15 protein-coding genes are annotated in these 20462 nt (G+C 71.3%); 4 read left to right on the top strand and 11 right to left on the bottom strand.

Translation table 11 applies throughout. The features are described 5' to 3' along the window. Positions 1–114: 114 nt before the first annotated feature. From ACFC0Z_RS00260 to ACFC0Z_RS00290, 7 genes are all read right to left on the bottom strand, one after another. Positions 115–1320 (bottom strand): acyl-CoA dehydrogenase family protein, encoded by a 1206-nt coding sequence (locus tag ACFC0Z_RS00260; RefSeq protein WP_376431107.1) that lies wholly within the window; start codon positions 1318–1320, stop codon positions 115–117. Between the two features lie 2 nt (positions 1321–1322). Continuing rightward, entirely contained in the window at positions 1323–1835 is a 513-nt protein-coding gene (locus ACFC0Z_RS00265; protein ID WP_318101974.1) for a MaoC family dehydratase, read from the bottom strand. Between the two features lie 4 nt (positions 1836–1839). Beyond that, on the bottom strand, positions 1840–2817 hold the full coding sequence (locus ACFC0Z_RS00270) for an HpcH/HpaI aldolase/citrate lyase family protein (RefSeq protein WP_376431109.1): 978 nt from the start codon (positions 2815–2817) through the stop codon (positions 1840–1842). Continuing rightward, positions 2814–4874 (bottom strand): protein meaA, encoded by a 2061-nt coding sequence (locus ACFC0Z_RS00275; protein ID WP_376431111.1) that lies wholly within the window; start codon positions 4872–4874, stop codon positions 2814–2816. Before ACFC0Z_RS00275 ends, ACFC0Z_RS00270 begins: the two co-directional genes overlap by 4 nt. 17 nt (positions 4875–4891) lie before the next feature. Then, complete coding sequence (ccrA, locus tag ACFC0Z_RS00280; RefSeq protein WP_376431113.1) at positions 4892–6229, bottom strand: crotonyl-CoA carboxylase/reductase; 1338 nt, start codon at positions 6227–6229, stop codon at positions 4892–4894. A 412-nt stretch (positions 6230–6641) separates the two neighbouring features. Continuing rightward, a complete protein-coding gene (locus ACFC0Z_RS00285) occupies positions 6642–7469 on the bottom strand; it encodes a TetR family transcriptional regulator (protein WP_376431115.1) in 828 nt (275 codons plus the stop codon). 127 nt (positions 7470–7596) lie between these two features. Then, a complete protein-coding gene (locus tag ACFC0Z_RS00290; protein WP_376431117.1) occupies positions 7597–9378 on the bottom strand; it encodes a 3-hydroxyacyl-CoA dehydrogenase family protein in 1782 nt (593 codons plus the stop codon). A gap of 274 nt (positions 9379–9652) precedes the next feature. Here ACFC0Z_RS00290 and ACFC0Z_RS00295 point away from each other — a divergent pair, with 274 nt between their 5' ends. After that, entirely contained in the window at positions 9653–10267 is a 615-nt protein-coding gene (locus ACFC0Z_RS00295) for a HEAT repeat domain-containing protein (RefSeq protein ID WP_376431119.1), read from the top strand. Here the strand turns inward: ACFC0Z_RS00295 and ACFC0Z_RS00300 are convergent. The 3 genes from ACFC0Z_RS00300 to ACFC0Z_RS00310 form a co-directional block, all read right to left on the bottom strand. After that, positions 10238–11500 carry an MFS transporter gene (locus tag ACFC0Z_RS00300; protein WP_376431121.1) on the bottom strand — a complete coding sequence of 421 codons (1263 nt, stop codon included), beginning with the start codon at positions 11498–11500 and terminating at the stop codon, positions 10238–10240. The two genes, ACFC0Z_RS00295 and ACFC0Z_RS00300, sit on opposite strands and share 30 nt — an antisense overlap. 101 nt (positions 11501–11601) lie before the next feature. Then, positions 11602–12045 carry a RidA family protein gene (locus tag ACFC0Z_RS00305; protein WP_376431123.1) on the bottom strand — a complete coding sequence of 148 codons (444 nt, stop codon included), beginning with the start codon at positions 12043–12045 and terminating at the stop codon, positions 11602–11604. Positions 12046–12123: 78 nt separating this feature from the next. Further along, positions 12124–13764, bottom strand: a complete 1641-nt coding sequence (locus ACFC0Z_RS00310; RefSeq protein ID WP_376431125.1) for an alpha/beta hydrolase — start codon at positions 13762–13764, stop codon at positions 12124–12126. A gap of 309 nt (positions 13765–14073) precedes the next feature. On the opposite strand from ACFC0Z_RS00310, the gene ACFC0Z_RS00315 reads away from it, so the two are divergent. Next, positions 14074–14517 carry an SRPBCC family protein gene (locus tag ACFC0Z_RS00315; protein WP_376431127.1) on the top strand — a complete coding sequence of 148 codons (444 nt, stop codon included), beginning with the start codon at positions 14074–14076 and terminating at the stop codon, positions 14515–14517. 240 nt (positions 14518–14757) lie between these two features. After that, positions 14758–17286, top strand: coding sequence for an MFS transporter (locus tag ACFC0Z_RS00320; protein ID WP_376431129.1), 2529 nt, complete (start codon positions 14758–14760; stop codon positions 17284–17286). 17 nt (positions 17287–17303) lie between these two features. On the opposite strand, the gene ACFC0Z_RS00325 is transcribed toward ACFC0Z_RS00320, so the two are convergent. After that, on the bottom strand, positions 17304–18473 hold the full coding sequence (locus ACFC0Z_RS00325) for a hypothetical protein (protein ID WP_376431131.1): 1170 nt from the start codon (positions 18471–18473) through the stop codon (positions 17304–17306). A 174-nt stretch (positions 18474–18647) separates the two neighbouring features. Between ACFC0Z_RS00325 and ACFC0Z_RS00330 the strand changes: the two genes are divergently transcribed. Next, positions 18648–20432 carry a hypothetical protein gene (locus tag ACFC0Z_RS00330; RefSeq protein ID WP_376431133.1) on the top strand — a complete coding sequence of 595 codons (1785 nt, stop codon included), beginning with the start codon at positions 18648–18650 and terminating at the stop codon, positions 20430–20432. Positions 20433–20462: the final 30 nt, after the last annotated feature.

Genomic DNA, 20462 nt, shown 5'->3' on the forward strand with positions numbered 1-20462 from the left:
GGCGATGCTATCGGTTGCGGGGCGCAACTGGGCAAGCCAGGAACCGAGTCGACGGCCGGAAGACGAACACGGGGTGTGATCTTCTTCGCGGCCGAACCGACTCAAAACCGACAATCAGCCCTGGAATCGGTACTCCTCCAGGAGCCGACGACCAATGATCATTTTCTGGATCTCGGCGGTACCTTCACCGATGAGCAGCATCGGCGCCTCGCGGTAGAGGCGCTCGATCTCGTACTCCTTCGAGAAGCCGTATCCACCGTGAATGCGGAAGGCATCCTCCACGACCTCCTTGCAGTATTCGGAGGCGAGGTACTTCGCCATCCCTGCTTCCAGGTCGTTTCGTTCCCCGGAGTCCTTTTTGCGTGCTGCGTTCACCATCATGGCATGAGCGGCCTCGACCTTGGTAGCCATCTCGGCAAGCTTGAACTGAATCGCCTGGTGTTCGGCGATGGCCTTGCCGAAAGTGTGACGTTGCTGGGCATATGAGACACCGAGTTCGAAAGCACGCTGCGCGACGCCGCAACCACGCGCCGCCACGTTCACGCGGCCGACTTCCACGCCGTCCATCATTTGGTAAAACCCTCGGCCCGTGGTGCCGCCAAGGACCCGATTGGCCGGAATGCGCAGTCCGTCCATGATGAGTTCGGTCGTGTCGACGCCCTTGTAACCCATCTTGTCGATCTTCCCGGGAATCGTGAGGCCGGGACGGACCTCTCCGAAGCCGGGCTCCTTCTCGACGAGGAAGGTCGTCATCGACTTGTGGGGGGCGGTGCCCTCCGGGTGTCCTTCGTCACTTCGGACGAGAACGGCGACCAAGGTTGACGTACCGCCATTGGTCAGCCACATCTTCTGGCCGTTGAGGACGTACTCGTCGCCGTCCTTGACCGCCTTCGAGGTGATGGCGGACACGTCCGAGCCGAGGCCCGGCTCCGACATCGAGAACGCGCCGCGCGTCTCGCCGGCCGCCATCCGCGGAAGGAAGTACTCCTTCTGCTCCTGGGTGCCGTGCTGCTTGAGCATGTACGCGACGATGAAGTGGGTGTTGATGATGCCGGAGACCGACATCCAGCCGCGCGCGATCTCCTCCACGCACAGCGCGTAGGTGAGCAGCGACTCACCCAGGCCCCCGTACTCCTCGGGGATCATCAGACCGAAGACGCCGAGCTCCTTGAGCCCGTCGACGATCTCCTGGGGGTACTCGTCGCGGTGTTCCAGCTCCGTCGCGACCGGGATGATCTCCTTGTCGACGAAGTCCCTGACCGTGGCGAGGATCTCCTGCTGGACATCGGTCAGACCGTGGGTCTGGGCGAGTCGCGCCATGACTACTTCCCCTGTTCCTTCAGCTCCGGGCGGCCGGCCTGCTCGCCGCCGCGCGCCTCGATGTACTCGGCGGTCGGGACCATCACCTTGCGGCGGAAGACGCACACCAGGGTGCCGTCCTGCTTGTAGCCCTTGGTCTCGACGTAGACGATGCCGCGGTCGCTCTTCGACTTCGACGGGGTCTTGTCGAGGACCGTGGTCTCGCCGTAGATGGTGTCGCCGTGGAAGGTCGGCGCCACGTGCCGCAGCGACTCGATCTCCAGGTTGGCGATGGCCTTGCCGGAGACGTCCGGCACGGACATGCCGAGCAGCAGCGAGTAGATGTAGTTGCCGACGACGACGTTCTTCTTGAAGTCCGTCGTGTTCTCGGCGTAATTCACATCCATGTGCAGCGGATGGTGGTTCATCGTGAGCAGGCAGAAGAGATGGTCGTCGTACTCGGTGACCGTCTTCCCGGGCCAGTGCTTGTAGACGGCACCGACCTCGAACTCTTCATAGGTGCGACCGAACTGCATGAGGTCAGGCCTCCGGGATCTCGAACTTGCTGGTGCGCTGCATGCCGGCGGCGCGGCCCTTGCCGGAGATGACCAGGGCCATCTTGCGGGAGGCCTCGTCGATCATCTCGTCGCCGAGCATCGCGGAGCCCTTCTTCCCGCCGGCCTCGGACGTGTAGTAGTCGTACGCGTCGAGGATCAGCTCGGCGTGGTCGTAGTCCTCCTGCGAGGGCGAGAAGATCTCGTTCGCGGCGGCGACCTGGTCCGGGTGGAGCACCCACTTGCCGTCGAAGCCGAGGGCGGCGGCGCGCTGGGCGACGGCCCGGTAGCCCTCCTGGTTGCGGATCTGGAGGTAGGGGCCGTCGATCGCCTGGAGGTTGTTGGCGCGGGCCGCCATCAGGATGCTCATCAGGATGTGGTGGTAGGCGTCCGCCGGGTAGCCGGGCGGCTGCTCGCCCACGACCAGCGACTTCATGTTGATCGAGGCCATGAAGTCGGCCGGGCCGAAGATGATCGTCTCGACGCGCTGGGAGGCCTGCGCGATCGCGTTGACGTTGTTGAGGCCCTGGGCGTTCTCGATCTGCGCCTCGATGCCGATCTTGCCGACCTCGAAGCCCATGGTCTTCTCGATCTGGGTGAGCAGCAGGTCGAGGGCGACGATCTGCTCGGCGTTCTGGACCTTCGGCAGCATGATGCAGTCGAGGTTCTGGCCGGCGCCCTCGACGACGGTGACGACGTCGCGGTACGTCCAGTGGGTCGTCCAGTCGTTGACGCGGACCACGCGGGTCTTGCCGGTCCAGTCGCCCTCGTTCAGGAACTTCACGATGGTGTGCCGGGCCTCCGGCTTGGCCAGCGGGGCGCAGGCGTCCTCCAGGTCGAGGAAGACCTGGTCCGCGGCGAGGCCCTGGGCCTTCTCCAGGAAGCGCGGGTTGGAGCCGGGGACCGCGAGGCAGGACCGGCGCGGGCGCAGACGGTTCACGGGGCTGGTCGCGGGGCTGGTCATGCGGGGACCTCCGTACATTCAAGGGGGCTGAGCTTGTTGGCTTTGCGGATCTCGTCGACGATACGGCCGATGATCTCCGTGATGCCGAAGTCCTTCGGGGTGAAGACGGCGGCGACACCCGCCCGCTTCAGTTCCGCCGCGTCGGCGTTGGGGATGATGCCACCGACGATGACGGGGATGTCCGTGGCCCCCGCCTCGCGGAGGCGGTCGAGCACGTCGGGGACGAGCTGCGCGTGCGAGCCGGAGAGGATCGACAGGCCGACCGCGTGCACGTCCTCCTCCAGGGAGGCGTCCACGATCTGCTCCGGGGTGAGCCGGATGCCCTGGTAGACCACCTCGAACCCGGCGTCGCGGGCCCGGACGGCGATCTGCTCGGCGCCGTTGGAGTGCCCGTCGAGTCCCGGCTTGCCGACCAGGAAGCGGAGCTTGCCGATGCCCAGGTCCTCGGCCGTACGGGACACCTTGCGGCGCACCTCGGAGAGCGGGGAGCCCTCCTCGACGGCCACGGCGATGGGGGCGGAGGAGACGCCGGTCGGAGCGCGGAACTCGCCGAACACCTCGCGCAGCGCCCCGGCCCACTCACCGGTGGTGACACCGGCGCGGACGCACTCCAGGGTCGCCTCCATGAGGTTCTCCTCCGTCCGCGCGACCTCCTTCAGGCGCTCGATGGCCTGCTGGGTGGTCGGGAAGACGAACGGGTCGCCGCCGCCCTGCCGGTCCGTGGACTCCTGGCGCTCGCCGCGCCAGCGGCCGACGGCGGAGACCACACGGGCCTCGACGGCCGGGTCGACCGTCATGATCGCGGTGTCGAGATCGGCGGTGAGGGGGTTCTCCTCGGTCGCCTGGAAGATGTTGACGCCGACGATCTTGTCCTCGCCGCCCTCGATCCGGGCCCGCCGCTCGGCGTGCGAGGAGACGAGCTGCGACTTGAGGTAGCCGGACTCGACGGCGGCCATGGCGCCGCCCATCTCCTGGATCCGGTCGATCTCGGCCAGGCACTCCGCGACGAGCGAGTCGACCTTGGCCTCGACGACGTGGGAGCCGGCGAAGATGTCCTCGTACTCCAGGAGGTCGGACTCGTGGGCGAGGACCTGCTGGATGCGGAGCGACCACTGCTGGTCCCAGGGGCGCGGCAGGCCGAGCGCCTCGTTCCAGGCGGGGAGCTGGACGGCCCGGGCGCGGGCGTCCTTGGAGAGGGTGACGGCCAGCATCTCCAGGACGATCCGCTGGACGTTGTTCTCCGGCTGGGCCTCGGTGAGGCCCAGCGAGTTGACCTGCACGCCGTAGCGGAACCGGCGCTGCTTCGCGTCCTCGATCCCGTACCGCTCGCGGGTGATCTTGTCCCAGATGCGGCCGAAGGCGCGCATCTTGCACATCTCCTCGATGAAGCGGACGCCCGCGTTCACGAAGAAGGAGATGCGGGCGACGACGTCGCCGAACCGGTCCGCGGGGATCTGGCCCGAGTCGCGGACCGAGTCGAGGACCGCGATCGCGGTGGACATCGCGTACGCGATCTCCTGGACCGGCGTGGCCCCGGCCTCCTGCAGGTGGTAGCTGCAGATGTTGATCGGGTTCCACTTGGGGATGTTGTTGACCGTGTAGCAGATCATGTCCGTCGTGAGGCGGAGCGAGGGGCCGGGCGGGAAGACGTGCGTCCCGCGCGACAGGTACTCCTTCACGATGTCGTTCTGCGTGGTGCCCTGGAGCTTGGTGATGTCCGCACCCTGCTCCTCGGCGGCCACCTGGTAGAGCGCAAGGAGCCACATCGCGGTGGCGTTGATCGTCATCGAGGTGTTCATCTGCTCCAGGGGGATGTCCTGGAACAGCCGGCGCATGTCACCGAGGTGCGAGACGGGGACGCCGACCCGGCCGACCTCGCCGCGGGCGAGGACGTGGTCGGGGTCGTAGCCCGTCTGCGTCGGCAGGTCGAACGCGACCGAGAGGCCGGTCTGACCCTTGGCGAGGTTGCGCCGGTACAGCTCGTTGGACGCCTCGGCGGTCGAGTGACCGGCGTAGGTCCGCATGAGCCACGGACGGTCCTTCTTGCGCTCAGTCATCAGTGGTCCCCGGGCTCTCAGACGTTGCGGAAACGGTTGATGGCGTCGATGTGCTGCTCGCGCAGCTCGGGGTTGGAGACACCCAGTCCCTCGCGCGGGGCGAGCGCGAGCACGCCGACCTTGCCCTGGTGCAGGTTGCGGTGGACGTCGAACGCGGCCTGGCCGGTCTCCTCCAGGGAGTAGACCTTCGAGAGCGTCGGGTGGATCTTGCCCTTGGCGATCAGGCGGTTGGCCTCCCAGGCCTCGCGGTAGTTCGCGAAGTGCGAGCCGATGATCCGCTTCAGCGACATCCACAGGTAGCGGTTGTCGTACTGGTGCATGTAGCCCGAGGTCGAGGCGCAGGTGGTGATGGTGCCGCCCTTGCGGGTGACGTACACCGAGGCACCGAAGGTCTCGCGGCCCGGGTGCTCGAAGACGATGTCGATGTCCTCGCCGCCGGTCAGCTCGCGGATCTTGGAGCCGAACCGCTTCCACTCGCGCGGGTCCTGGGTGTTCTCGTCCTTCCAGAACTTGTAGCCCTCGGCGTTGCGGTCGATGACCGCGTCCGCGCCCATCGAGCGGCAGATGTCGGCCTTCTCGGGGGAGGAGACGACACAGATCGGGTTGGCGCCGCCGGCGAGGGCGAACTGCGTGGCGTACGAGCCGAGTCCGCCGCTCGCGCCCCAGATGAGGACGTTGTCGCCCTGCTTCATGCCGGCGCCGTTGCGGGAGACCAGCTGGCGGTACGCGGTGGAGTTGACGAGACCGGGGGAGGCGGCCTCCTCCCAGCTGAGGTGGCCGGGCTTCGGCATCAGCTGGTTGGACTTCACCAGGGCGATCTCGGCGAGGCCGCCGAAGTTGGTCTCGAAGCCCCAGATGCGCTGCTCGGGGTCGAGCATCGTGTCGTTGTGGCCGTCGGAGGACTCCAGCTCGACCGAGAGGCAGTGCGCGACGACCTCGTCGCCGGGCTTCCAGGAGTTGACGCCCGGGCCGGTGCGCAGGACGACGCCCGCGAGGTCGGAACCGATGACGTGGTACGGCAGGTCGTGGCGCTTGGTCAGCTCGGAGAGGCGGCCGTAGCGCTCCAGGAAGCCGAAGGTCGAGACCGGCTCGAAGATCGAGGTCCAGACCGAGTTGTAGTTGACCGAGCTGGCCATGACGGCCACCAGGGCCTCGCCCGGGCCGAGTTCGGGCAGCGCGACGTCGTCGAGGTGGAGCGACTTGCGCGGGTCCTTGTCACGGCTTTCGAGCCCGGCGAACATCTCCGCCTCGTCCTTGTGGACGGTGATGGCGCGGTACGACTCGGGGAGCTTGATGTTCGCGAAGTCGGCGGACGAGGAGTCCGGGGACTGGATCGCGTCCAGGATTTCCTTCACGGGTTGCCTCCGGCGGTGAGCGTCCTGAGGGAGGGACGCCTGAGGGGTACGAAGCTGACTGCTGCTGCTGCTGTGGAGGTGTGCCGTCGGTTCGGCGCGGGGTGGTGCGGTGGCCGCGCGGGTGGGCGCGAGGGTGCCTGTGACGCAGGCGTCCGGGCGCACGGGACCAAGGCCCGCGGGGACAGCCGGCGAGCGGGTTTTCCCGCTGCTCCGGCCGCCCGGACAACATCAACGTATGGCACGCCGTGTCACGTGACAAGGCACCCAGTGCCAACAATTTCTCTCAGTTGTCATCGGGGCGTCTCGGATGAGCGATGATCGATCGAAATCCGCCCTGAACTGGGACGATACGCAGAAGGCCGCCCCCGGAAACCGGGGGCGGCCTTCGTGCGAGAGGTGTCTGTGGAGGTGTTCAGGCCTTCTTGAGCGCCTCTTGGATCGTGCGCATGACCTCGTCGAGCGGGGCGTCGGTGCGGGCCACGGCGACCACCACGTCACCCGCGGCCGAGGCCTGCGCGACGGGCGCCGGCGCGGCCTCCCTCGACTCCGTGGCGGGGGCCGGACGGCCCGCGCCTATGCCCGTCCCGAAGGTCTCCCGGACGATCGCGAAGGCGTGGTCGAGCTGCGCCTCCACATCGCCCTGACCGCCCGCCCGCAGCCAGCGCCGGAGGACGTGGTTGTGCGCGGTGACGACGGCGGAGGCCGCCACCTCGGCGAGCAGCGGGTCGTCGTTGCCGTCGTGGTGGTCGAGCTCGTCGAAGTGGCCGAGGAGATAGCGGGTGAAGAGCCGCTCGTAGCGGGCCACCGAGGCGATCTCGCGCTCGCGCAGGGTCGGGACCTCGCGCGTGAGCCGGTAGCGCTCCACCGAGACCGCGGGCGACCCCGCGTACATCTTCATGACTTCCTTGATGCCCCGGCACACCGTGTCGAGCGGGTGCTCGTGCGACGGGGCCGCGTTGAGCACCGCCTCCGCCCTGACGAGGGTGTCGTCGTGGTCCGGGAAGATCGCCTCTTCCTTGGAGCGGAAATGGCGGAAGAACGTGCGCCGGGCGACCCCGGCCGTGGCCGCGATCTCGTCGACGGTCGTCGCCTCGTACCCCTTGGTGGCGAAGAGCTCCATCGCCGCCGCCGCGAGCTCCCGGCGCATCTTGAGCCGCTGCGCGGCGGCGCGGGTCCCGGCGGCGCTCTCGGGAGCGTCCGACGGGGAGGTGGCACGGGGTGTCTTCGCGGCCTTGGGCATGGTCCGAACGTACTGCATCGGAGTGGGAGTGTGCCCAGGTGGGGGCGGGGAGCTCCCGGGGGCGCCCCCCGGGGCACCGGAGGCGCCCGGGGAGCTCAGGAGACCGCCCCAGCCCGTCGTGCGCGGATCAGCGGCGGGCATATTCGCGGAAGCCGCGTCCCGTCTTGCGGCCGAGGCAGCCGGCCGCCACGAGGTGCTCCAGGAGCGGGGCGGGGGCGAGGCCCGGGTCGCGGAACTCGCGGTGCAGCACCTGCTCGATCGCGAGCGAGACGTCCAGGCCGACCACGTCGAGCAGCTCGAACGGGCCCATCGGGTAGCCGCCGCCCAGCTTCATGGCGGCGTCGATGTCGTCCAGGGTCGCGTAGTGGTCCTGGACCATCTTGATCGCGTTGTTGAGGTACGGGAAGAGCAGCGCGTTCACGATGAAGCCGGCGCGGTCGCCGCAGTCCACCGGGTGCTTGCGGATCTTCGCCGTGACCTCGCGGACGGTGGCGTGGACGTCGTCGGCGGTCAGCACCGTACGGACGATCTCGACCAGCTTCATCGCCGGGGCCGGGTTGAAGAAGTGCATCCCGATGACGTCCTGCGGGCGCGTGGTGGCGCGGGCACAGGCCACGACCGGCAGCGAGGAGGTCGTGGTGGCGAGCACCGCGCCCGGCTTGCAGATCTTGTCGAGCCGCGCGAACAGCTCCTGCTTGACCGCCAGGTCCTCGGCGACCGCCTCGACCGCGAGGTCGACCGTGGCGAAGGGGTCGAGCGAGCCCGCCGGGGTGATCAGGGCCAGCGTGGTGTCCCGCGCCTCGGCCGTCATCCGGCCCTTGTCGACGGAACGGGCCAGCGACTTCGCGATCCGCGCCTTCGCCGTGTCCGCCTTCTCCTGGGAACGGGCGGCGAGGACGACCTCGTACCCGGCCTTCGCGAAGACCTCGGCGATGCCGGAGGCCATGGTGCCGGAGCCCGCGACGCCGACCGAACGGACCTCGCGGCCCGTGGCGTCGTCGGCCGAGGTGAGCGGGGTGAGGGCGTCCCGCACCACCTCGGCCGAGCCCGGAGCCGCGTACGTGTAGAAACCGCGGCCTGTCTTGCGGCCGGTCAGACCGGCCTCGCTGAGCTGCTTGAGGATCGGCGCGGGGGCGTGCAGCCGGTCGTGGGAGTCGGCGTACATGGCGTCGAGGACGGTACGGGCCGTGTCGATGCCGATCAGGTCGAGCAGCGCCAGCGGGCCCATCGGCAGTCCGCAGCCCAGCTTCATCGCCGCGTCGATGTCCTCGCGGGACGCGTACTTCGCCTCGTACATCGCCGCGGCCTGGTTCAGGTAGCCGAAGAGCAGCCCGTCCGCGATGAAACCGGCCCGGTCCCCGACCGCCACCGGCTCCTTGCCGAGCTCCTCCGCCAGACGGGTGACGGCCTCCACCGCGCGCGGGTCCGTCAGGACCGAGGAGACGACCTCGACCAGCTTCATCGCCTGCACGGGCGTGAAGAAGTGGAGGCCGAGAACGCGCTCGGGGTGCGCCGAGTCGGCGGCGAGGCGGGTCACGGAGAGCGCGTTGGTGCCGGTGGCCAGGATCGCGTCGGCGCGGACGATGCCGTCGAGCGCCCGGAAGACCTCCTGCTTGGCCTCGTACGACTCCGGCACGACCTCGATCACCAGGTCGGCCTCGGCGGCCGCCTGGAGGTCGGAGTAGGTGCGGAAGCGGGCCAGGGCGTCCTGCCGCTCCTCCTCGGTGATCCGCTCGCGGGCCACCGCGCGGGCGGTGGAGGCCTCGAGGGCGGCGACGGAACGGGCGGTGGCGGTGTCGTCGATGTCGATGCCGATGACCTCGCGGCCGGCCCGGACGAGCACGTCGGCGATGCCGGTGCCCATGGTGCCGAGGCCGACGACGGCGATGGTGGAGAGAGGGGTGTCCATCAGGGGACTCCTGGGAGGAAGAGTGACGACTGAGGGCAGTGCGAAGCGCGCGCGAAAAGGGCGCGGAGAAAAGAGAGGAGAGAAGGCGACGGACTCTGTCCCGGAGTCCCGTCGAAACTGCCGAACCGACGTACAGACACGGACGGCTGCGTCACCAGGCCGTCGTGCGGAGCGGGGGGTGGCCCGCTCACCTGAGACTAACCGGCCGGTAACGAGCGCGCCAGCCTTGGGGAGTCGGGAAAATGTGATCTGGATCGCGGATAGGGTCGGATTCATGGAATACGCCGAGGATTTCGCCCGGGACCCCGAATTCTGCTCGATGATCGATCGATTGCGGGAAGAGATCGGGAATGCGGGCGGAGAACTCCCCGCCTTCTTCACGGAACTCGCGGACACCACCGATCCGGAGGAACTGCACCGCGTCCTCGCCACCCCCGGGCAGCCGCTCTGGGCCCACGAGATCGCCGCCTTCAAGCTCGGACTCGCGGGCGACCGGCGGGCGTTCGAGGCACTCGTCCTCCTCCTCAACCACCGCGACCCCGAACGCTGCGTCTCCGCCGCCCACGCCCTCGTCCGGCTCGGCGACCCGCGCACCGCGCGCGCCGCCGCCGCGCTCGCCACCAACGAACTCCGCGTCGCCTACGCCCTCCTGCCGGTCCGGCTGCTCGCCTCGCTCCGCGCACCGGAATCCGTACCGTCCCTGATCGCCGTTCTGGAGCGGCGACTTCCCGCCGACGACCCGCACTGGCGGGTCGGGCTCGCCTGCGTCGAGGGGCTCGGGACCCTGGGGGACCGGCGAGCCCGCCCGACGCTCGAAGCCGCGCTGCCGCACCCCCGGCTCGGCCGCGCGGCGCGGGAGTCACTCGCGCGGATCGGCTCCGACGGCTGAGGCCGACGGCAGCAGCGTCGCGAGCGCCGTGCCGACGGCCGGGAGCGCGGCGAGCGCGAAGCAGAGGGCGAGCGGCAGTCGGCCGACGAGGAGCCCGGCCCCGGCGGTGGCGGCCGTCGTGCCCGCGTTGAACGCGGTGTTGACCCAGGCGCCGGTCCGCGTGCGGCGGCCGGGAGCCGCCGACTCGTCGGCGAGCAGATAGGCACTCGTCAGCGCGGGCGCCAGACACAGGCCTCCGAGCGCGACCCAGCCGACCAGGACGTACGGGTGCGGGGCCAGCCCGGCCGTCGCCAGGACCGTGCCGAGCCCGAGCGTGAGCAGCGCGAGGCGTACGGAGGTGGGGATCCGCACGTCCACGGCGCCGAGCACCAGACCGCCCACCGCGCTGCCCGCCGAGAGGGCCGACATCGCCCACGGCACGACCCCCGGCCGCTGGTGCTCCTCGGCGAAGGCGATCAGGAGGAGGTCGAAGCCGCCGAGGCAGACGCCCAGGGAGGCGGCGACGGCCACGGCCCGTACGACCCCGGCACGCGCCCCGGCCGCCGCCGACCCCGTCCCGGGGGCCTCCGCCGCGTCCTCGTGCCGCGTCCCGCCCGCGCCCCGCATCCCCGGCGCCGTGACGAGGGCGGCCGTCCCCGCCAGGACGAGCCCGGCGCAGACCGCGAGCCCGGCCGCGGGCGGCGCGAAGCCGGTGAGCAGCCCCACCAGCAAGGGACCGGAGACGAAGAGGAGCTCCTCCGCCACCGTGTCCAGGCTGTACGCGCGCCGCAGCAGGTCCCGGTCGGCGATCAGGACGCTCATCCGGGCCCGGGTCACCGGCCCCAGCGGCGGGGTGAGGGCGCCCCCGGCGGCGGCGAGGACGGCGAGCGCGAGCACGGACGACGTGCCCCGGGCCGCCGTCACCGCGAGCGCGGTGTACATCAGCGCGTGCCCGACGGCGAGCGGGGGCAGGGCGCGACGCGGCCCGTAGCGGTCGACCAGGGCCGCACGGGCGGGGGAGAGGAGGACGGTGACGAGGCCCCACACGGCCATCACCGTGCCGACCGCCGCGTACGAGCCGGTGCTCGCCTTGACGGTGAGGAGCAGGGAGAAGGAGACGATCCCGAAGGAGAGCCGCCCGAACAGCGCCGAGAGGAAGACGCGGCGGACGTGCGGCAGCCTCAGGACGGCCGCGTAGGAGGGGGCCGATGCGACGGGACGCACGGGTGCGGGGGCAGGGGAGGTCGCGGACATGGCGAAGTACCTCGGATGTTCCTCGAAAAGGGCAGCAGGGTCCTGTGGGTCGGCCACGGGCCGACCTGCGGACTCCTACGCACGGAAGAGGAACATGCGCGTCAACGTATCAAACGAAGATCCGCCCCGGCCCCGTCCGTGACCTGTTCCGGGACGAGCGCGAACGCCTCGATCTCGATCAGCAGCTCCGGCCGGACGAGCGCCGAGACCTGGACCGCCGAGCTCGCCGGCAGCGGCGCGCCCGCGAAGTACGCGTCCCGGGCGTCCCGCACCGCCGGGAGGTGGGCCACGTCCGTCACGAAGTACGTCAGCTTCACCACGTCCCCGAAGCCCGCGCCCGCGGCGGCGAGGCAGCGCTCCAGATTGGCGAAGACCTGCCGGGCCTGGGCCGTCGCGTCGCCCTCCCCGACGACCGCGCCCGAGGCGTCCAGCGCGCACTGCCCGGATATCGCGACGAACCGCCCGGTCCCCCACACGACGTGGCTGTACTGGGGGCTGGGGGCGATGCCGTCGGGAGCGGGCACGTGGGTGAGGTGGCTGGTCATGTCCCACATCCTCGCGCACGCCACTGACAACGCCCGCGACCTGGGAGGACGCGGGCGTTGCCAGGTCAGGAGGAGGCGTCAGCGCACGTGACCGAGGAGCCCGTGCAGGGTCATGCCGGTCGGCTCCGCGCGCAGAGCGCCGACCCGGTTGCCGGTGGAGCCGTTGTCGGGAGCGGTCTTCTTCGCCGCCGGCGCCACCGGGTCCGGCTCCGGCTCCGGCAGCGCCTCGCAGACCGCGTCCACCTCCGCCCCGTCCTTGCCGCGCGGCACCGTGCCCGTGGCGAGGTAGGCCGCGAGGTGCCCGTCCAGGCAGTCGTTGCCGCCGAGCGTCACGCCGTGGTTGCCGCCGCCCTGCTCGACGACCAGGCTGGAGCCGCTCATCAGCCGGTGCAGGGCGACCCCGCCCTCGTACGGCGTCGCGGCGTCCTCGGTCGCCTGGAGGATGAGGACCGGTGCCACCCGGTCGTTGGCGACGTCCGGCGGCGTCAGCGAGGCCACCGGCCAGAAGGCGCAGGGCGCGTTGTACCAGGCGTTGTTCCAGGTCGAGAAGGGCGCCTTGGCGTGCACGTCCCAGTTGTCCTTGCGCCACACGCTCCAGTCGCGCGGCCAGGCCGCGTCCCTGCACTGCACGCTCGTGTAGACGGAGTACCCGTTGTCGGCGGACGCGTCGGCCTCGCCGTACCGCTCGTACGCCTCCTTCAGCGGCTCCCCGTCGCCCTCGTTCACGTACGCGGAGAAGGCGCTCGCGAGGCGCGGCCAGTACCCGTTGTAGTACCCGCCGGGCAGGAAGGTGTCCTCCAGCTCGCCCGGCCCGACCTTCCCGCCGGCCGGGCTGTCGCGCAGCGCGTCCCGCATCCGGTACCAGGCCGCCTCGACCGCCGCCGGGTCCGTGCCCAGCTTGTACGTGGTGTCCTTGCGCGCCACCCAGGCCATGAAGTCCCTGTGGCGGGTGTCGAAGGCGTAGTCCTGCGCGATGTTGTCCTCGTACCAGACCCCGTGCGGGTTGACGACGGAGTCGAGCGCCATGCGCCGCACCCGCTCCGGGTAGAGCCGGGCGTAGACCGCGCCGAGGTAGGTGCCGTACGAGTAGCCGAGGTAGTTGACCTGCGGCGCGCCGAGCGCCGCGCGGATGGCGTCCACGTCGCGGGCGGTGCTCACGGTGTCGATGTACGGCAGGACGTCCGCGTACTTCTTGCCGCAGGCCTCGGCGAAGGACTGGGCCCGCTCCAGGGCCGCCTTCTCCGCGTCCGCCCCGCGCGGGACCGAGTCCGGGCGGACCGGCGCGAAGTGGCCGGGCCGGCAGTCGAGCGCGGGCTCGCTCTTGCCGACACCGCGCGGGTCGAATCCGATGACGTCGTACTCGGCGGCCACCTTCGGCGGCAGCGAGGCCGCCACGTACCCGGCCATCCCGCGCCCGCTGCCGCCCGGCCCGCCCGGGTTCACGAGCAGCGGGCCCTGGAAGGTCCTCGACGTGTGCGGGACCCGGGTGAGGGCCAGGGTGATGCTCCGCCCGGCCGGGTCGTCGTGGTTGAGCGGCACCTTCAGGGTGGCGCACTGGAGCTTCGGATAGGCCTGGGTGGCACAGCCGGTCCAGGCGAGTCGGGGGAGCAGCGGTCGGGGGGTCGGCTCACCGGCGCCCGCGGAGGCGGCGGGCAGGACGGTGACCGTCCCGGCGACCAGCGCTCCAGCGGCGATCAGCATTCCTGCGCGTGGGGTCATAGGGCGTTTGTGTCCCGTGCGGGGCCCGTGAGGACCCGATTCGCCCAGACTTGACCCGAACGGAGGGGACGGGACGGCGTGTCAGGGGGATCCGACGGCGTGTCAGGTGCCGTGGACGGCGTGCCCGGTGTCCCGGGTCGGCGTGCCCGGTGCCCCGGGTCGGGGTGCCCGGTGTCTCGGGTGGGCATGCCCGGTGCCCCGGTCCGGCGCATCCGTTCCCTTTGCCGGGGAGGCCCGGATTTCGCGCCCCGGACCCCGCGTGGTTCGCTTGGGCCACACCCCTGAGGAACCACGAGCTGGAGGAAGTCAATGGCGCAGGTCGAAGCCACCACGGAACGGATCATCGCCGCGGACGCGGAGACGGTGTTCGACGCCCTGGCGGACTACAGCGGTACGCGCGGCGAGGTGCTCCCCGAGCAGTACAGCGAGTACGAGGTCCGCGAGGGCGGCGACGGCGAGGGCACCCTCGTCCACTGGAAGCTCCAGGCCACCAGCAAGCGGATCCGCGACTGCCTCCTGGAGGTCACCGAGCCCACCGACGGGCAGCTCGTGGAGAAGGACCGCAACTCCTCCATGGTCACCACCTGGACCGTGACCCCGGCCGGCGAGGGCAAGTCCCGGGCCGTCGTCTCCACCGTCTGGAACGGCGCCGGGGGCATCGGCGGCTTCTTCGAGCGGACCTTCGCGCCCAAGGGCCTGGCCCGGATCCACGACGCCGTGCTCGCCAACCTGGCGGCGAAGGTCGAGAAGTAACGCCCTGGGCGTTCACCGATTCGAGTGGTTCGCCCGCGCCCCCCGTACCGGAGCCCCGCGCACCGAGGGGGCGCGGGCGTTCCCGTAAACGCGCTGATGAGCGACCCAAGTGCGCCGTACCGCAGGGACGTTCGGCGCACGGGACCCCACTGAGCCTCCGTACCGCCCGACTTGCTCCCGGTTCGCGCCGCATGCGAAGAATGCGCGCGGCGCAGACGCCGTGACGAGGGGAGCAGGTGCATGGGTGCGATCACCATCGCGGAAGACGTGGAGGGGGGCGCGGAGCCGCTGACCGCGGACGGCCCGCCCGCCGGTCCCGGTTCCCATCCCGGTCCGCAGTCCGGCCCCGGCCCCGCCCTCGATCCCGACCCCGTGGTCCACGACCCCCGCCGCGTCCGGCTCGTCTTCTGCGGCCTGATGCTCGCGCTGCTCCTCGCCGCGCTGGAGCAGATGATCGTCGCCACCGCGCTCCCGAGGATCGTCGGCGAGCTCCAGGGCCTCGACCGGATGTCCTGGGCCATCACCGCCTACCTGCTGACCTCCACCATCGGCCTGCCGGTCTACGGGAAGCTCGGCGACCTCCTCGGCCGCAAGGGCGTCTTCCTCTTCGCGATCGTCGTCTTCGTCATCGGCTCGGCACTCGCCGGCTGGTCCCGGTCCATGGACGAGCTCATCGCCTTCCGCGCCATCCAGGGCGCGGGCGCCGGCGGGCTCATGATCGGCGTCCAGGCGATCATCGCCGACATCGTCCCGGCCCGGGAGCGCGGCCGGTACATGGGGCTGATCGGCGCCGCCTTCGGCCTCGCCTCCGTCGCCGGACCGCTGCTCGGCGGCTTCTTCACCGACCACGTCTCCTGGCGCTGGTGCTTCTACTTCAACGTGCCCTTCGGGCTCGTCACCCTCGCCGTCGTCGCCGTCGTCCTCAAGCTGCCGAAGCCCGTGGCGCGGGCGCGGTTCGACGTCCTCGGCGCGCTGCTCCTCGCCGCCGCCTCCACCTGCCTGGTCCTGCTCACCAGTTGGGGCGGCACGGAGTACGCCTGGGGGTCGCGGACCATCCTCGCCCTGGCCGGTGGCGCCCTCGTAACGACCCTCCTGTTCCTGGTCGTCGAGCGCTTCGCCCCCGAACCGCTCATCCCGCTGCGGCTGTTCCGCGACTCGGTCTTCACCGTCACCGCGCTCGTCGGCGCGGTCGTCGGCATCGCCCTCTTCGGCGCCGCCAGCTACCTGCCGAGCTTCCTCCAGATGGTCGAGGGCGCCACCGCCACCGAGTCCGGGCTGCTGATGCTGCCGCTCATGGGCGGGATCGTCGTCGCCTCCGTCGTCTCGGGGCAGCTCATCAGCCGCACCGGCCACTACAAGATCTACCCGGTGGTCGGCGGGGCCGTCTCCGTCCTCGGCATGTGGCTGCTCTCCCGCATGGACACGGACACCCCGCGCCTCCAGCACAGCCTCTGGCAGGCCGTCCTCGGCACCGGCATCGGACTCGTCATGCCGGTCCTCGTCCTCGCCGTCCAGAACTCCGTGCGCCCCGCCGACCTCGGCACCGCCACCAGCGCCCACAACTACTTCCGCCAGATCGGCGGCAGCGTCGGCGCGGCCGTCTTCGGCACCCTCTTCGCCTCCCGGCTCGACGACGCCCTCGGCGACCGCCTGGCGGGCGTCCTCGCCCACGGCGGCGCGGGCACGGCCCTCCCGCCGGCCGAGTCGATCACCCCGCAGTCGGTACGCGCCCTGCCGCCCGCGCTGCGCGAGGCGTACGTGCAGGCGTACGCGGACGCGATGCCGCGCATCTTCCTCTACCTCGTGCCGGTCCTCGTGCTCGGCCTCGTCCTCGCCTTCTTCCTCAAGGAGAAACCGCTGGTGACCCACCACAGCCCGCTCACCGAGGCCGTCCCGCACGCCCGGCACGCGGCGCCCGCGCCGGGGACCGGTCCCGCCCCCGGCCCCGCGCCGGTGCCCACGTCCTCGTCCTCGTCCTCGTCCTCGTCCTCGTCCTCGTACGAAGTCCACTCCGGGGTCGCGGTCTGCGGCACCGTCCAGCACCACGACGGCAGCCGCGTGCCACGGGCGGCGCTCACGCTCATCGACGTCCAGGGGCGCCAGGTCGGGCGCGGCGCGAGCGGCGAGGACGGGCGCTACGCGCTGAGCGTCCCCGACCGGGGCGCGTACGTCCTCATCGCCGCCGCCGGCGGACACCAGCCGCAGGCCGTCTCCGTCACCGTCGGCGACCGGCCGGTGGAGCTCGACGTCGTCCTCGGCGGCGCGGGGCGGCTCGCGGGGAACGTCGTGACCGCCGACGGGACGCCGGTACGGGACGCGGCCGTCACCCTCACCGACGTACGCGGCGAGGTCGTCGCCTCGACGCGCAGCGGGCGCGAGGGCGGGTACGTCATCACGGAGCTCGTCGCGGGCGAGTACACGCTCGCGGCCAGCGCCCCCGCCTTCCGGCCGGCCGCGCTGCCGGTGAGCGTGCAGTCCTCACGGGAGACCCGCCAGGACATCGAGCTGGCGGGCGGGGCGGTGCTGCGGGGGACGGTACGGGCCGGGGGCGGGCGCCCGGTCGAGGACGCCCGGGTCACCCTGCTCGACGCGGCGGGGAACGTCATGGACACGCTGACGACGGGGGCCGACGGGACGTTCCGCTTCGTCGACCTGTCGTCGGGCGAGTACACGGTCATCGCGGCCGGGTACCCGCCGGTGGCCACGGTCCTCCAGATGGCCGGAGGAGGCCGCACGGAACGCGACCTCCAGCTCGGCCACCAGGACTGACCCGGCCCTCGTACGGCTCAGGAGGTGGTCGTCGCCTTGCGCAGCGCGCTGATGCAGGTGCCGATCGCCTCCTGGAGGGCTTCGAGGCGCTGGAGCATGTCCGCCTCGTAGATGTCCTCCTCCATGACCTCGTCGAGGGTGAGCTCCTCGAAGACCTTGGTCGCCTTCTGCAGGCTGTTGTAGAACTTGGTCCGCCGCTCCTGGACCCGCAGCTCCGGGTTCTCCTCGACGGCCTTCGCGACGAGCCCCTTCACGGCGTCGTACGCCTCGCCGGCCCACTCGCCGGCCTCCTCGGAGTCGTCCAGCTCGTCGATGAGCGACAGGTGGCGCTCGGCCTCGGCGCGCAGCTCGGCCGGGGCGTCGACCGTCTGCCCGGCCGGGGTCTTGATCTGGCCGTTCTCGACGATCTGCCGCACGTACCCGATGCGGTCGGCTGCCTTCGCCTCGTTGGCCACGGCCTTCTTCAGGTCGTCGGTACGGGCGATGGCCCGCGCCATCTCCGTCTGGAGGGCCGGGTCCTCCTTCATGCGGTCGAGGAGCGCGCCGCGCGCGGCCTCGGCCGTCCCGGGGTCGGCGAGGATCGCGGCCCGCAGCGCCGTCGGGTTCTCGGCGACCTCCAGGGCCTTGGTCGGCCGGATGCCCTCGGCCTCGGCCGCCGCCGTGATCGCCTGGCCGCGCACGGAGGAGGCGCTGTTGCGGGAGGTGTAGTACGACAGCCAGACGTCGGCGTCGGGCAGCTCGACGTCCTCGCCCGGCACCAGGACCTCGAACTGCGGGACGAGACCGTCGTCGGCCGCCATGTCCCAGGCCTTGTAGTAGCGCATGACCCGGTCGGGCGAGCACCCGGCGAGCGCGGCGAACGCCTTCGCCGACACCTTCGCCCGCGCGTTCCCCTCGGCCGACTGCCCACCGGGCCGCACACTCCGCGCGACCTTGAGCGCGAACGCCCAGCCGCCGGTCCGGGCGTAGATCCCGAAGTCCTGCGCGTCACGGACGACGACGGGGTCGTGCCCGTCGGCCCCCTCGTCGTCCTCGTCCTGTACCTCGTCGTCGTCCTGGACCTCGTTCTCCGCCACGGGCGCGGGCTCCGGAGCAGAGGGCACCCAGAACTCCGGCTCCGAGATCGCCTCCGGGGCGTTCTCGGCGGCTTCGGCGGACGTGTCGGACGGGGTGATGGCGATGGTCACCGAGGGCTCTCCGAAAGGTCGTACGACAACTGCGGCCGACAGCCTATACGCACATGTTGACGATATTTCGCCCTTTTCGAGCCGCGATTCGGACCTTTTAAATCGGTGGTGCTCCGGGCGCCCCGACCGGCACGCTGCCCCCATGACTCATGGAATCGAGCTCCACCCCGCGCGTTGAGCGCCACCCACGAGCGCCCGACGCTCGCACCCTCCCTCTACGCCTACGCCCGCGATCTCCGGAACGCGGCCCCTGACGCGCCTCTGCCCGACGGCGGGTACGCGTTGCCTGAGAAAGCTCGTCGACGAGGCCGCCGACGCGAGGGCCTCACCTGGCGTGAGGCCTGTGCCGCGGTCACCGGAGCCCTCGCCCCCCTGATCGCCGATCCCGACACCGGCCGGGCCGGAGCCTGGGCCCCGCGCTCGCTCGCCTCGACTGGCGCGGCCGCCCGTACCGTCTACCGGGCCGTGGCGACCTGGCCGGCGCTCGACGAGCCCGCCTCCCGAACCCGGGCCAGGGCGTTCGGACGACACCTCACCCGCTACGGGACGGACCTCCTCGCCGTCACCGCCGGGCTGGGGATCCTCTCCCGGCTCGGCGAACCCGAGGACGTGCCGTACCTGCGCACGCTGGGCCTCCTGGACGAGGTCGGCGTGCACGCCGCCGAGACCCTGGAACCCCTGGACCGTGCGTCCTCCGCCTTCGTGTGGCTGATCCACCGAGCCAGGGCGGACGCCCTGCGTGGGTTCGTCGACGCCCTGGCCACCGGGGACGGGACAGCCGACCTCCTCGTGGACCTGCCGACCGGACCCCGTGAACTCGGCCCCGAGCACGCCCGGCGTGTCGCGGAGGCCGTCGGCCTCCCGGACCTCCTCCGGCGGCATCCCGACCACTCCGGTCTCCTCGCCCGCGCACTGCACCTGCTGACCCGCATGTGCCACGGCCGGAACTACGAGAGCGAGATCCTGGCGTACGACGAAGCCGTCGCCCTCTTCGAGGCGGTGGCCACTCGTGCCTACGAGCTGCCACCGCTCCTGGACCACCGGGCCTCCCTCGTCTCGCTCGCCCTCGACCTGCACAGCGGCGCCGCGCACCTCCTTCCCTGGCCGCCGGAGCGCCGCCAGGAGACGATCCACACCCTCCTGTCCGCCGTCGGCGACTCCGCCACACCGCTCGACCGGGAGGCCCGCCGTCGCGTCGACTGGATCCGTCGCACGTCACGGCGGCTCTGGGCGAACACGCCGGCCGTCCCCTCGGAGACGCCCCGGCTGCGCATCGAGGTCACCGTCGCCGACCCCGGCGACCCGGACGTCGTCGAGACCCGGCTCCTCGTCGATGGGCGTCCCCTCGTCCCGGCATTCTTCGGCCACGGACCGGCGGAGCCGCCCGAGCGACTCCTTGACGACGGGGCGCTGCGGGCCGACTCCGAGCCCCGGGAGGTGCGCCTCGCGGAGGCGTACTGCACCGAGGGCTGCTGCGGGGCCCTCTACGTGACCGTGCGGCGCGAGGGCGCCCACGTCGTCTGGGACGGCTGGCGACGGCCGAACACGCCGTCGAGACCACCGCTGGGACTGCCGGAGGCCCCCGTCGCGTACCGCTTCGACGCCGACGCGTACGACGCCGAGATCGCCCGCGCAGAGCAGGACCGGAGCTGGGCGTGGCCGGCCCGCAGGACCGCCGCGCTGATCAGCGCGGGACTGCGCGAGCGGCCCGACCTGCTCGGCCGCTGGGGACTCGCACGAGGGTGGATCTCCACGGACTTCCACCAGCCGGACATCACTGTCGTCACCTTCGACGGGCTGCCTCTGGGCGCCGACGGCACCCCCGACGCGGAACAGCACGCACGCCAGTTCCTCTGGCGGCTTCCGGATGACGGGTCACCGCCCGAGGAGCGGGCCGCCGCCGTCCTGCGCCGACTCGCCGAGGAGGATCCCCGGCGGTATCGGGAACTCGGCGGCTGATCCGTACCGCCGTCCCGGTGAGCACCATTG

It is taken from the genome of Streptomyces sp. NPDC056144 (assembly GCF_042264145.1).
In the GTDB taxonomy this organism is placed as follows: Bacteria; Actinomycetota; Actinomycetes; order Streptomycetales; family Streptomycetaceae; genus Streptomyces.

Excerpts from the sequence above, each read along its gene's own strand:
- ACFC0Z_RS00290 (WP_376431117.1), bottom strand. The coding sequence starts at position 9,378 with ATGGACACCCCTCTCTCCACCATCGCCGTCGTCGGCCTCGGCACCATG.
- ACFC0Z_RS00265 (WP_318101974.1), bottom strand. The coding sequence starts at position 1,835 with ATGCAGTTCGGTCGCACCTATGAAGAGTTCGAGGTCGGTGCCGTCTAC.
- ACFC0Z_RS00275 (WP_376431111.1), bottom strand. The coding sequence starts at position 4,874 with ATGACTGAGCGCAAGAAGGACCGTCCGTGGCTCATGCGGACCTACGCC.
- ACFC0Z_RS00310 (WP_376431125.1), bottom strand. The coding sequence starts at position 13,764 with ATGACCCCACGCGCAGGAATGCTGATCGCCGCTGGAGCGCTGGTCGCC.
- ACFC0Z_RS00300 (WP_376431121.1), bottom strand. The coding sequence starts at position 11,500 with ATGTCCGCGACCTCCCCTGCCCCCGCACCCGTGCGTCCCGTCGCATCG.
- ACFC0Z_RS00315 (WP_376431127.1), top strand. The coding sequence starts at position 14,074 with ATGGCGCAGGTCGAAGCCACCACGGAACGGATCATCGCCGCGGACGCG.
- ACFC0Z_RS00320 (WP_376431129.1), top strand. The coding sequence starts at position 14,758 with ATGGGTGCGATCACCATCGCGGAAGACGTGGAGGGGGGCGCGGAGCCG.
- ACFC0Z_RS00260 (WP_376431107.1), bottom strand. The coding sequence starts at position 1,320 with ATGGCGCGACTCGCCCAGACCCACGGTCTGACCGATGTCCAGCAGGAG.
- ACFC0Z_RS00270 (WP_376431109.1), bottom strand. The coding sequence starts at position 2,817 with ATGACCAGCCCCGCGACCAGCCCCGTGAACCGTCTGCGCCCGCGCCGG.
- ACFC0Z_RS00285 (WP_376431115.1), bottom strand. The coding sequence starts at position 7,469 with ATGCCCAAGGCCGCGAAGACACCCCGTGCCACCTCCCCGTCGGACGCT.
- ACFC0Z_RS00305 (WP_376431123.1), bottom strand. The coding sequence starts at position 12,045 with ATGACCAGCCACCTCACCCACGTGCCCGCTCCCGACGGCATCGCCCCC.
- ACFC0Z_RS00295 (WP_376431119.1), top strand. The coding sequence starts at position 9,653 with ATGGAATACGCCGAGGATTTCGCCCGGGACCCCGAATTCTGCTCGATG.